The following is a 12,174-nucleotide window of genomic DNA, read 5'->3' on the forward strand; positions in this document are numbered from 1 at the left end:
CGGGGTCATTTCAGTTAAGCAACCGACAACGGCCTATCATGCGCACCAGTCAATATTTGCTCGCCACACAAAAAGAAACCCCTTCCGACGCGGTCGTCATCAGCCACCAGCTCATGCTGCGTGCCGGCATGATCCGCAAGCTCGCCTCCGGCCTGTACACCTGGCTGCCGATGGGCCTGCGCGTGATGCGCAAGGTCGAAGCCGTGGTTCGCGAGGAAATGAACGCCGCGGGCGCCCTGGAAGTGCTGATGCCGGCCATCCAGCCCGCCGAACTGTGGCAGGAATCCGGCCGCTGGGAACAGTACGGCCCCGAGCTGCTGCGCCTGAAGGACCGCCACAACCGCGAGTTCTGCGTCGGCCCGACCCACGAGGAAGTGATCACCGACCTGGCGCGCAACGAGCTGAGCAGCTACAAGCAGCTGCCGCTGAACATGTACCAGATCCAGACCAAGTTCCGTGACGAGATCCGCCCACGCTTCGGCCTGATGCGCGGCCGCGAGTTCATCATGAAGGACGCCTACTCGTTCCATGCCGACCAGGCTTCCCTGCAGGAAACCTACGACCGCATGCACCAGGCGTACTGCAACGTGTTCACCCGCCTGGGCCTGAACTTCCGTCCGGTGCAGGCCGATACCGGCTCCATCGGCGGCAGCTACTCCCACGAATTCCACGTGCTGGCCGAGTCCGGTGAAGACGATGTGATCTTCAGCGACAGCTCCGACTACGCCGCCAATATCGAGAAAGCCGAGGCCATTCCTCGCGAGACCGTGCGTCCCGCGCCGAGCGAAGCCCTGCGCCTGGTCGATACCCCGGACACCAAGACCATCGCCGCCCTGGTGGAAGGCTTCGGCGTGCCGATCGAACGCACCATCAAGACGCTGATCGTGCACGGCGCGGAAAAAGGCAAGCTGGTTGCCCTGGTCGTTCGTGGCGACCACGAGCTCAACGAGATCAAGGCGACCAAGCTGGCCCAGGTCGCCGAGCCGCTGGTGATGGCCAACGAAGTGGAACTGCGCGCCGCCATCGGCGCCGGCGCTGGCTCCCTCGGCCCGCTGAACCTGCCGCTGCCGTGCATCATCGACCGTTCGGTCGCCCTGATGAGCGACTTCGCCATCGGCGCCAACATCGACGACAAGCACTACTTCGGCGTGAACTGGGAACGCGACCTGCCGGTTCCGGAAGTCGCCGACCTGCGCAACGTCGTCGAAGGCGACCCGAGCCCTGACGGCCAGGGCACCCTGCAGATCAAGCGTGGCATCGAGGTCGGCCATATCTTCCAGCTCGGCACCAAGTACAGCGAAGCGCTGAAGTGCCAGGTGCTGGGCGAGAACGGCAAGCCGGTCACCCTGGCCATGGGTTGCTACGGCATCGGTGTGTCCCGTGTGGTCGCCGCCGCCATCGAGCAGAACTACGACGACAAGGGCATCATCTGGAGCGACGCCCTGGCGCCATTCCAGATCGCCCTGGTACCGCTGCGCTATGAAACCGAAGAAGTGCGCGCGGCCACCGACAAGCTCTACGCCGAACTGACCGCCGCCGGCTTCGAAGTACTGCTGGACGACCGCGACAAGAAGACCAGCCCCGGCATCAAGTTCGCCGACATGGAACTGATCGGTATCCCGCACCGCATCGTCGTCAGCGATCGCGGCCTGGCCGAAGGCAAGCTGGAGTACAAGCACCGTACCGAAAGCGAGGCCCAGTCCCTGCCGGTGGCGGACATCGTGTCGTTCCTGCAAGCCCGTATCCGTCGCTGATCGATAGCCAACGCAAGAGTAACCATGTTCAAGCGAAGTACCTTTACCTTTGGGGGCGCCGCCTTGTGCGGCGCCCTGCTCCTCAGCGGCTGCGCCAACCAGATGTCCCAGCGCAGCGAGCACGAGGAACGCATCGAGCGCAAGCTGCTCGAGCACAGCCTGCAGATCGATGTCGGGGAACCCAAGGTACTCGAGCTGCCGCAACGTCGTGTGCGCATCCATGAGCAGAAGAACTTCGAGATCACCGAGTTCGAAGTGACCCGTCGCTACGATCGCTACACGCCCTACCAACCCTGGCGGGAGATCTACGAGATTCCGCTGGGCGCGGTTGCGGTGGTGGCCGGCCTCGGCGCCAACGTGGTGAACGTGCTCACCTTTGGCAGCCTGCCCGACAGCGTGACCCAGGACTGGCTCGGCTACGGCTTCGCCGGGCTCAACCCGTTCATGAACGTGCAGTCCAACGGCCGTGCCCAGCAGAACCTGGCGGGCATCGAGGAAGTTCAGAAGGACAAGCGTCAGGAATACACCAGCGTGCCATGGGGCGAACGCCCGGTGGAGGTCAAGGTCGGCAAGGTGGTTCACGAGCTGACCACCGACCGTAACGGCATCCTGCGCCTGAACCTGCTGGACAGCCCGTTCAGCGAGCAGAACCTGACACATATCGGCACCCTGCACCTGTCGGTGGCCGACGAGGACAGCGCCGTTCGTGCCGACGCCAGCCTGCTGGTCAGCGGTACCCTGCGCAGCAAGCTGGTGGAAGCCCATGACCTGATTTTCGACGACCTCGAGGACGACGATGTCAGCCAGTGGGTGCATCGGGTCAAGCGTCTGTCCGACCTGGGCCTGGAAGAGGAAGCCAGCGAACTGGAACAGAGCCTGATCGAACTGACCCGCAACGATCCGGAACTGCAGCAGGAATTCCTGCAGTCACTGAGAAAGGACGCAGGCCGGCTGGTTGCCGATCCCGGCGCGCACTAGCACTTACGCAATTGGGGCTGCGTTGCAGCCCTTCGCGAGCAAGCTCGCTCCTACAGGATGCATTCGCAGTGGGAGCGAGCTTGCTCGCGAAGGGCCGCAACGCGGCCCCAATATCTTTCAGGACGCAGGAAACAGCTCAAGCTGCTCATGGGCCCCACGCAGATCCTGCAGTCGCACACCGATCCCCAGCAACCGAACCGGCCGACCGCCGCGGGCGAACGCCTGGCTGAGCAACTGCTGATAGCTCTGCAGATCCCGCCCTGCCCCCGCCTGTTCCAGGGTGGTCTGGCTGAAGTCGTGGAACTTGACCTTCACGAAGGGTTTGCCGGGACGGTAACTGCTGTCGATGCGGGCCATGCGGCCATTGAGGGACTCCAGCAGTTCCGGAAGTTTTTCCAGGCAACTGGCCAAATCCGGCAGATCCTGGTCGTAGGTGTTTTCCACACTGACCGATTGGCGACGACTGTCGTTCTGCACCGGTCGCTCATCGATGCCCCGGGCCAGATTGAACAACCGTTCACCGAAACCGCCGAATTCACGGACCAGGGCCAGCCGCTCCCACTGACGAAGGTCCAGGCAGGAGACGATGCCCAGGCGATGCAGCTTGTCCGCAGTCACCTTGCCAACCCCGTGCAGCTTGCTCACCGGCAGTTGCGCAACGAAATCCTCCACCTCCGCCGGGGTGATCACGAAACAGCCGTTGGGCTTGCGCCAGTCACTGGCGATCTTGGCGAGAAACTTGTTCGGCGCCACCCCGGCCGACACGGTGATATGCAGACGCTGGGCGATCTTGCGCCGGATATCCTGGGCGATCAGCGTGCCACTGCCGGAACAGCGCTGGCTTTCGCTGACATCCAGATAGGCCTCGTCCAGCGACAACGGCTCGATCAGGTCGGTGTACTCGCGAAAGACGTTGTGAATTTCCCGCGATGCTTCCTTATAAGCATCCATCCGCGGCTTGACGATCAACAGATCCGGACACAGCCCCAGGGCATGCCGCGACGACATCGCCGAGCGCACGCCAAACGCCCTCGCCTCGTAATTGCAGGTCGCTATCACCCCGCGGCGCTCCGCCGACCCGCCCACCGCCAGCGGTCGCCTGGCCAGACGCGGGTCGTCACGCATCTCGATGGCCGCGTAGAAGCAATCGCAGTCGATATGAATGATCTTGCGCTGGAGCATGGCTGACCGTTAATGCGGAAAATTCGTACGCGCAGTATCTCACCCGGCCTGAGCGACCGCATCAAACCTCTGCATAACCCCCGGATAGCACGGCCTGTGGCCTGACGCTGACCGGCAGGTCATCCTTCAGGAATGCTAAGCATTTGAAGAAAAAAGGATTTTTTAAAGCTTTCGCTTGACAGGGAAAAGCATCCCTGTAGAATTCGGTCTCACAGGCGCGGGATGGAGCAGCCTGGTAGCTCGTCGGGCTCATAACCCGAAGGTCGTCGGTTCAAATCCGGCTCCCGCAACCAGATACAAGGAAAAGGCCAATCGAAAGATTGGCCTTTTTCGTTTGCCCGCGTTTTCATCGCGACAAGTTTTTCAGGAAAATCAATAATTAAGCATTGACAGCCAGATTCAAGGCTGTAGAATGCGCACCCATCAGACGCGGGATGGAGCAGCCTGGTAGCTCGTCGGGCTCATAACCCGAAGGTCGTCGGTTCAAATCCGGCTCCCGCAACCAGATACAGAAAAAGGCCAATCGAAAGATTGGCCTTTTTCGTATGCGTTCGAAAAATCTCGCCTCCCCCTCCTGACCTCAGCGGCAATGTGAATATTGTTTAACTAACATGACCGGCACGGATTCGCCTGAACGCTAGTAATATTCAGACATTATTATTCCATAGGGATTGGTAAATTGACCGGATACTCCCGTCCTGTCGCGCACAATCCCCGAGGTGATTGATGCGCCCAACCGCTGAAACCGACATTCCCGTTACCGCCGCCCAGCCCATCGCCCCCAGCCGCCTGCGCTGGCTCGATCTGCTCAGCAAGTACCGTCAACCCATCGGCCTGGCCGTGACCCTGCTGCTGTTCGGGATTGCCCTGATCGCCTGCCGCCATCTGCTCAGCGAGCTGGATATCTATGCCCTGCACGACCAGATCCTGAGCGTGCCCGGCCCCGCGCTGGGCGGCGCCTTGCTGGCGACCGTCCTCGGCTTCATCACCCTGCTCGGCTACGAGTGGTCGGCCAGTCGCTACGCCGAGGTGAAGCTGCCCGCCGGCAGCCTGGTGATGGGCGGCTTCTGCGCTTTCGCGATCGGCAACGCCATTGGCCTGTCGCTGTTGTCCGGCGGTTCGGTGCGCTATCGCCTGTATGCCCGTCAGGGTGTCGGCGCCGCCGAAGTGGCGCGCATGACCCTGTTCGCCAGCCTGTCGCTGGGTTGCGCACTGCCACCACTGGCCGCCCTGGCCACGCTGAGCGACCTTCCCGCCGCCGCAGTGGCCCTGCGCCTGCCGGAAGGCGTGCTGGCAAGCATCGCGATTGCGGTTCTGCTGCTCGCCGCGGCCCTGGCCTATGGCCTCTACCGCCGTCGCCTGCCAGAGCAGCCGTTTGCCCATGCCCTGCTCAGCCGTGTCGGGCGCCGCACCCTGCGCCTGCCGGGCGCCAGGCTGACCTTGCTGCAGCTGGTGATCACCGCGCTGGACGTCGCCGCCGCCGCAACCGTGCTCTACCTGCTGCTGCCTGAAGCGCCGCCCTTCGGCGCCTTCCTCCTGGTGTACCTGCTGGCCCTGGCCGCTGGCGTCCTCAGCCATGTGCCGGGTGGTGTCGGGGTGTTCGAGGCGATCCTCCTGGCCGCGTTCGCCAACCAGCTCGGTGCCGCTCCGCTGGCCGCTGCGCTGCTGCTGTATCGCCTCATCTACGTGGTCCTGCCGATGCTGGTCGCCTGCGTCATCCTGCTGGCCAGCGAAGCCCGGCGCCTGCTGTTCGCCCAGCAGGCGATCAAGGTCGCCTCCGGACTCGCCGCGCCGGTACTGGCGGTGCTGGTGTTCCTGTCCGGCGTGGTCCTGCTGTTCTCCGGCGCCACGCCGGAAATCGACACTCGCCTCAAGCACCTCGGTTTCCTGATTCCCCATCGCCTGATCGACGCTTCGCACTTCGGTGCCAGCCTGATCGGCGTGCTCTGCCTGCTGCTGGCCCAGGGCCTGCGCCGGCGCCTGTCGGCGGCCTGGATCCTGACCACCATTCTTCTGCTGGTCGGCGCCCTGCTGTCCCTGCTCAAGGGCTTCGACTGGGAAGAAGCCAGCATCATGGTGTTCACCGCCAGCCTGCTGGCGGTGTTCCGGCGCTCCTTCTATCGCCCGAGCCGTCTGCTGGAGCTGCCCTTCTCACCGATCTACCTGATGGCCAGCGCCTGCGTGGTCGGCGCCTCGATCTGGCTGCTGCTGTTCGCCTACCAGGACGTGCCCTACAGCCATCAGTTGTGGTGGCAGTTCACCCTGAACGCCGACGCCCCGCGCGGGCTGCGTTCGGCCCTGGGCAGCGCGGTGCTGCTGGTGGTCGTGGCGCTGACCTGGCTGCTGCGCACGGCGCGGCCGGTGATCCACCTGCCGACGCCCGACGAACTGCAGCGTGCCAACCGCATCCTGCTGGCCTCGGAGCAGCCCGACGGGGGACTGGCCCTGACCGGCGACAAGGCCCTGCTGTTCCATCCCGACGATGATGCCTTCCTCATGTACGCCCGCCGCGGCCGCAGCCTGGTGGCGCTGTACGACCCGATCGGCCCGGCCCAGCGCCGCGCCGAGATGATCTGGCAGTTTCGCGATCTCTGCGATATCCATCACGCCCGCCCGGTGTTCTACCAGGTGCGCGCGGAGAACCTGCCGTTCTACATGGACATCGGCCTGAGCGCGATCAAGCTGGGCGAGGAAGCCCGGGTCAACCTGCTGCGCTTCGACCTGGAAGCCAAGGGCAAGGAGATGAAGGACCTGCGCTACACCTGGAATCGAGGTGGACGCGATGGCCTGAGCCTGGAGATCCACGAACCGGGTCAGGCGCCGCTGGCGGAGCTGAAAGCGATCTCCGACGCCTGGCTGAGCGGCAAGAACGTGCGCGAGAAAGGCTTCTCCCTCGGTCGCTTCAGCGAGGACTATCTGCAACACTTCCGCATCGCCCTGATCCGCTTCCAGGGTCAGCCGGTCGCCTTCGCCAACCTGCTGGAAACCCATGGTCGGGAACTGGCCAGCCTCGACCTGATGCGCGCCCATCCGGACGCGCCGAAGCTGACCATGGAATTCATGATGATCGGCCTGATCCAGCACTATAAACAGCATGGCTACGCCCGCTTCAGCCTGGGCATGGTACCGCTGTCGGGCCTGCAACCGCGGCGCGGTGCCCCGTTGACCCAGCGCCTGGGCTCGATGGTGTTCCAGCGCGGCGAGCAGCTCTACAACTTCCAGGGCCTGCGCCGCTTCAAGGACAAGTTCCAGCCTGACTGGGAACCCCGCTACATGGCCGTCCCCGCCGGACTCGATCCGCTGGTCGCACTGGCCGATACCGCCGCCCTGATCGCGGGCGGTCTTACAGGATTGGTGAAACGCTGATGATTCGACGTTACTGGTACTACCTGCTCGGCACGCTGATCGTGGCACTGCTGGCAGCCGCTGTTGGTTTCTGGGCATGGACCCGTCCCGCGCCCGCAGCCCACCTGGAGCACATCACGCTCAGCGATGGCAGCAGCCTGACCCGCGCCACCCCTGGCAGCCAGGCCAGGGCCCGGGTGGTCATCGCCTCGCCGCAGGAGCAACTGCTGAGCGACAAGCAACTGCTGGACCTGAGCCAGAGCGGTGCGGCGCAACTGGTCCAGGTGGCGCTGCCGCCCAGCGACTGCGCCCTGCAACAGCAAGCCGTGCAACTGGCCACGCAACAGCTCGAGGGCGCGCCGACGCTGGTCGCCGGCATCGGCCCCGGCGCCAACCTGGCCTGGGACTGGCTGGCAGGCCAGAAGGACGACAAGGCGCAGGCCATCTCCGTGGACTTCACCCTGGAGCGTCCGGGCTGCTCGATCGCCGCGCCCAAATCGGCGGCACACGGCCACTGGAACGTGGCCTGGAACGACAACCCGGATGACGCCAGCGCCGCCTTCGTGCGCGACCAGGCCAATGCCGAAACCAGCATCGCCGACTACGACATCCATCTGCCGCAGGTGCTCAAGGCCCAGCTGACCCACGCCCTGGTAGGCCAGGACGGCAATGCCATGAGCATTCCGGTGGTGGAAGTTCCCGCCGGCCAGACTACCGACACCGTCACCCTGTTCCTCTCCGGCGATGGCGGCTGGCGTGACCTCGACCGCGACGTCGCCGGGGAAATGGCCAAGCTCGGCTATCCAGTGGTCGGCATCGATACCCTGCGCTACTACTGGCAGCACAAGACCCCGGAACAGAGCGCCGTCGACCTGTCCGAGCTGATGCAGCACTACCGGCAGAAATGGGGCACCAAGCGCTTCGTGCTGACCGGTTACTCGTTCGGCGCCGACGTCCTGCCGGCGATCTACAACCGTCTGCCGGAAGAAGACCAGAAACGCATCGACGCAGTGATCCTGCTGGCATTCGCCCGCAGCGGCAGCTTCGAGATCGAGGTGGAGGGCTGGCTGGGCCAGGAGGGCAAGGAGGCACCGACCGGTCCGGAAATGGCCCGGATGCCGGCAGCCAAGGTACTTTGCGTGTACGGCGTGGAAGAGACCGACGAAAGTGGCTGCACCGACACCACCGCGGTGGGCGAGAAGCTCAAGCTGCCGGGCGGGCACCACTTCGACGAGAACTATCCGGCGCTGGCGCGCAAGCTGATCAGCGAGATCGAGAGCCGCCAGGGCAAGAACAGCGTCGCTGAGCAGAATTGAAGTTGGCCTGAGGGCCCCTCGCTGGCAAGCGATGAGGCCCTCGGCAGCAACCTAGATCTCGACCTGGGTCCCCAGCTCGATCACCCGGTTCAACGGCAGATTGAAGAACCGCAGGTTGCCGTTGGCATTCTTCAGCAGGAAGGCGAACAGATTCCCCCGCCAGCGCGACATTCCCTCCAGCCGTGACGAAATCACCGTCTCCCGACTGAGGAAATAGGTCGTGCGCATCGGGCTGAAATCCAGCTCGTCCAGATGACACAGGCGCAACGCCGCCGGCACGTCCGGCTCATCCATGAAGCCGAAATGCAGGAGCACGCGGAAGAAGCCATCACCATAGGCCTCCACCTCGAAACGCTCATGCTCCGGCACCCTCGGACGATCCTCACTGACCACGGTCAGCAGCACCACCTGGCTGTGCAGGACCTGGTTATGCAACAGGTTGTGCAACAGCGCGTGCGGCACCGCATCGGCCCGTGCGGTGAGGAAGATCGCCGTACCCTCGACCCGGTGCGGCGGCTGCACACGAATGCTGCCGATGAATACCGGCAACGGCAACGCACCTTCGTCGATGCGATCCACGAGGATCTGCTTGCCGCGCTTCCAGGTGCTCATCAGCACCAGCAGGACAGCCCCCGCCAGGACCGGGAAGGCCCCGCCCTGCACCACCTTGGGCAGGTTGGCGGCGAAGAACAGGCCGTCCACCAGCAGGAACCCGAGCAGGATCGGCAGCGCCAGCAGCGGTGGCCATTTCCACAGCAGCAGCATCACCGTGGCCACCAGCAGCGTGGTCATCAGCATGGTGCCGGTCACCGCCACGCCGTAGGCCGCGGCCAGGGCGCCGGAGGACTCGAAACCGATCACCAGCAGCACCACCGCCACCATCAGCGACCAGTTCACCGCGCCGATATAGATCTGTCCCTGCTCATCGCTGGAGGTGTGCTGGATCTGCATGCGCGGGATATAGCCGAGCTGGATGGCCTGGCGGGTCAGGGAGAAGGCCCCGGAAATCACCGCCTGGGAGGCGATCACCGTGGCCAGGGTGGCCAGGGCGATCAGCGGCAGCAGCGCCCAACCCGGCGCCAGCAGATAGAACGGGTTGCGCGCCGCGTCCGGGTTCTGCAGGAGCAAGGCGCCCTGGCCGAAGTAGTTGAGCACCAGCGCCGGCAGCACCAAGGCGAACCAGGCACGGGCGATCGGCTTGCGGCCGAAATGGCCCATGTCGGCGTACAGGGCCTCGGCACCGGTCAACGCCAGCACCACGGCACCGAGGATCGCCACGCCCATGCCCGGATGGACGATGAAGAAACGCACCGCCCAGACCGGGTTGAAGGCATTGAGCACTTCGGGGCTCTGCGAGATGCCATGCAGCCCCAGCAGCCCCAGGACCACGAACCAGGTGACCATCACCGGCCCGAAGAGAATGCCGATCTTCGCCGTGCCGTGCTTCTGCACCAGGAACAGCGCGACCAGCACGATCAGGGCAATGGGCACCACCCAGTGATCGATACCGTCGAAGGCCAGCTCCATCCCCTCCACCGCCGACAGCACCGAAACCGCCGGGGTAATCATGCTGTCGCCGTAGAACAGCGCCGCACCGATCAGGCCACAGACCACCATCATCGCCTTGAGCCGCGGCCGCGACGCGGCCGCGCGCGTGGCCAGCGCGGTCAGCGCCATGACCCCGCCCTCGCCCTGGTTGTCGGCGCGCAGGATGAAGGTCACGTATTTGAACGACACCACCCAGATCAACGACCAGGCGATCAGCGAGAGAATGCCCAACACACCATCATGGTTGACCGGCACCCCATAACCGCCGGTAAAGACTTCCTTCAGGGTATACAAGGGGCTGGTGCCGATATCGCCGTACACCACCCCGACAGCTGCCACCAGCAGGCCCAACGACCGCGTCGCTCCCTGCCCCGCCGAGGCTTCACTGCTTGCCTGACCCATCAACCACTCCCACGAACGAGTACCGGAAACCGGTGAATTTCGTGCCAGACGCTATGATTTTTATCGTCGGCAGAACCCTGTCGCGCCTGTCTGAAAATGACCGGGGCGCAACGCCGCGAAGCATAGCGCAGCGTTCGTCGTTTTTCTGCTGGTCAAGCAGACGATCGCTCGCTAGAATTGCGCACTTTTTGATCAGAGGCGCCTGGAAGCGCCCAGCAGGGTTGCCTTTCGTCATGTACACGGCAGCCCCTCTACACCGAGGTTAGCCATGTCCACCACCGCAACCCCCACCACGCCAAAGGTAGGATTCGTCTCGCTCGGATGCCCGAAGGCCCTGGTTGACTCCGAACGCATCCTCACCCAGTTGCGCATGGAAGGTTATGAAGTCGTGCCCACCTATCAGGACGCTGATGTGGTGGTGGTCAACACCTGTGGCTTCATCGACTCGGCCAAGGCCGAATCCCTCGAAGTGATCGGTGAAGCCATCAAGGAAAACGGCAAGGTCATCGTCACCGGCTGCATGGGCGTCGAGGAAGGCAATATCCGTGACGTGCACCCGAGCGTGCTGGCCGTCACCGGCCCGCAGCAGTACGAGCAGGTGGTCAACGCCGTACACGAAGTGGTGCCACCGCGCCAGGACCACAACCCGCTGATCGACCTGGTGCCGCCACAGGGCGTCAAGCTGACCCCACGCCACTACGCCTACCTGAAGATTTCCGAAGGCTGCAACCACAGCTGCAGCTTCTGCATCATCCCGTCGATGCGCGGCAAGCTGGTCAGCCGCCCGGTCGGCGAAGTGCTGAGCGAGGCCGAGCGCCTGGTCAAGGCCGGGGTCAAGGAAATCCTGGTGATTTCCCAGGACACCAGCGCCTATGGCGTCGACGTCAAGTACAAGACCGACTTCTGGAACGGCCGCCCGGTCAAGACCCGCATGCTGGAGCTGTGCGAAGCCCTCAGCAGCCTCGGCGCCTGGGTTCGCCTGCACTATGTCTACCCGTACCCGAACGTGGACGACGTGATTCCGCTGATGGCCGCGGGCAAGATCCTGCCGTACCTGGACATCCCGTTCCAGCACGCCAGCCCGAAAGTGCTGAAGTCGATGAAACGCCCGGCCTTCGAAGACAAGACCCTGGCGCGCATCAAGAAATGGCGCGAACAGTGCCCGGACCTGATCATCCGTTCGACCTTCATCGTCGGCTTCCCCGGCGAAACCGAGGAAGACTTCCAGTACCTGCTGGACTGGCTCAGCGAAGCCCAACTGGACCGCGTCGGCTGCTTCCAGTACTCGCCGGTCGAAGGCGCACCGGCCAATGACCTGGGCCTGGAAGAAGTCCCGGACGAGATCAAGCAGGATCGCTGGGATCGTTTCATGGCCCATCAGCAGGCCATCAGCAGCGCCCGGCTGCAACTGCGCATCGGTCGCGAAATCGAAGTACTGATCGACGAAGTCGAGGAACAGGGCTCGGTTGGCCGCAGCTTCTTCGACGCACCGGAAATCGACGGCAACGTGTTCATCGACGGCGACCACGGCTACAAGCCGGGCGACAAGGTGCGCTGCCGGGTGGTGGATGCCGACGAGTACGACCTCTGGGCCGAACCGATCTGAGATCGGCCCCGCTGAACAGCCCCGCCCCCTGGCGGGGCTTTGT

Annotated in this window: 7 protein-coding genes and 2 tRNA genes; 7 read left to right on the forward strand and 2 right to left on the reverse strand. The window is 64.1% G+C overall.

Features of this window, described 5'->3' with window-relative positions:
* Window positions 1-38: 38 nt before the first annotated feature.
* The gene (locus RTI28_RS12865; protein ID WP_316920798.1) at window positions 39-1,754 is read left to right on the forward strand and encodes a proline--tRNA ligase; all 1,716 of its coding nucleotides are present in this window, start codon (window positions 39-41) and stop codon (window positions 1,752-1,754) included.
* Window positions 1,755-1,778: 24 nt separating this feature from the next.
* Window positions 1,779-2,732, forward strand: a complete 954-nt coding sequence (locus RTI28_RS12870) for a hypothetical protein (RefSeq protein WP_316920799.1) — start codon at window positions 1,779-1,781, stop codon at window positions 2,730-2,732.
* Window positions 2,733-2,849: 117 nt separating this feature from the next.
* Here the strand turns inward: RTI28_RS12870 and dinB are convergent, their stop codons facing one another.
* Window positions 2,850-3,914 (reverse strand): DNA polymerase IV, encoded by a 1,065-nt coding sequence (gene dinB / locus RTI28_RS12875; RefSeq protein ID WP_316920800.1) that lies wholly within the window; start codon window positions 3,912-3,914, stop codon window positions 2,850-2,852.
* Window positions 3,915-4,130: 216 nt separating this feature from the next.
* Here dinB and RTI28_RS12880 point away from each other — a divergent pair.
* The 4 genes from RTI28_RS12880 (at window position 4,131) to RTI28_RS12895 (ending at window position 8,575) form a co-directional block, all read left to right on the forward strand.
* Window positions 4,131-4,207: transfer RNA gene (locus RTI28_RS12880), tRNA-Met, on the forward strand.
* A 135-nt stretch (window positions 4,208-4,342) separates the two neighbouring features.
* Window positions 4,343-4,419 (forward strand) — tRNA-Met (locus RTI28_RS12885).
* A gap of 221 nt (window positions 4,420-4,640) precedes the next feature.
* Window positions 4,641-7,280 carry a bifunctional lysylphosphatidylglycerol flippase/synthetase MprF gene (mprF, locus tag RTI28_RS12890; protein ID WP_316920801.1) on the forward strand — a complete coding sequence of 880 codons (2,640 nt, stop codon included), beginning with the start codon at window positions 4,641-4,643 and terminating at the stop codon, window positions 7,278-7,280.
* Window positions 7,280-8,575 carry a virulence factor family protein gene (locus RTI28_RS12895; RefSeq protein ID WP_316920802.1) on the forward strand — a complete coding sequence of 432 codons (1,296 nt, stop codon included), beginning with the start codon at window positions 7,280-7,282 and terminating at the stop codon, window positions 8,573-8,575. Before mprF ends, RTI28_RS12895 begins: the two co-directional genes overlap by 1 nt.
* A gap of 51 nt (window positions 8,576-8,626) precedes the next feature.
* Here RTI28_RS12895 and RTI28_RS12900 read toward each other — a convergent pair whose 3' ends face one another.
* Window positions 8,627-10,525 carry a potassium transporter Kup gene (locus RTI28_RS12900; protein ID WP_316920803.1) on the reverse strand — a complete coding sequence of 633 codons (1,899 nt, stop codon included), beginning with the start codon at window positions 10,523-10,525 and terminating at the stop codon, window positions 8,627-8,629.
* Between the two features lie 268 nt (window positions 10,526-10,793).
* Here RTI28_RS12900 and rimO point away from each other — a divergent pair, with 268 nt between their 5' ends.
* The gene (rimO, locus tag RTI28_RS12905; RefSeq protein WP_042121836.1) at window positions 10,794-12,131 is read left to right on the forward strand and encodes a 30S ribosomal protein S12 methylthiotransferase RimO; all 1,338 of its coding nucleotides are present in this window, start codon (window positions 10,794-10,796) and stop codon (window positions 12,129-12,131) included.
* Window positions 12,132-12,174: the final 43 nt, after the last annotated feature.

It is taken from the genome of Pseudomonas sp. zfem002 (genome assembly GCF_032621685.1).
Classification (GTDB): domain Bacteria; phylum Pseudomonadota; class Gammaproteobacteria; order Pseudomonadales; family Pseudomonadaceae; genus Aquipseudomonas; species Aquipseudomonas japonica.

Bases quoted from the DNA above. Each gene is read 5' to 3' on its own strand.
- RTI28_RS12870 (WP_316920799.1), top strand. From the start codon at position 1,779: ATGTTCAAGCGAAGTACCTTTACCTTTGGGGGCGCCGCCTTGTGCGGC.
- mprF (WP_316920801.1), top strand. From the start codon at position 4,641: ATGCGCCCAACCGCTGAAACCGACATTCCCGTTACCGCCGCCCAGCCC.
- RTI28_RS12865 (WP_316920798.1), top strand. From the start codon at position 39: ATGCGCACCAGTCAATATTTGCTCGCCACACAAAAAGAAACCCCTTCC.
- RTI28_RS12900 (WP_316920803.1), bottom strand. From the start codon at position 10,525: ATGGGTCAGGCAAGCAGTGAAGCCTCGGCGGGGCAGGGAGCGACGCGG.
- RTI28_RS12895 (WP_316920802.1), top strand. From the start codon at position 7,280: ATGATTCGACGTTACTGGTACTACCTGCTCGGCACGCTGATCGTGGCA.
- rimO (WP_042121836.1), top strand. From the start codon at position 10,794: ATGTCCACCACCGCAACCCCCACCACGCCAAAGGTAGGATTCGTCTCG.
- dinB (WP_316920800.1), bottom strand. From the start codon at position 3,914: ATGCTCCAGCGCAAGATCATTCATATCGACTGCGATTGCTTCTACGCG.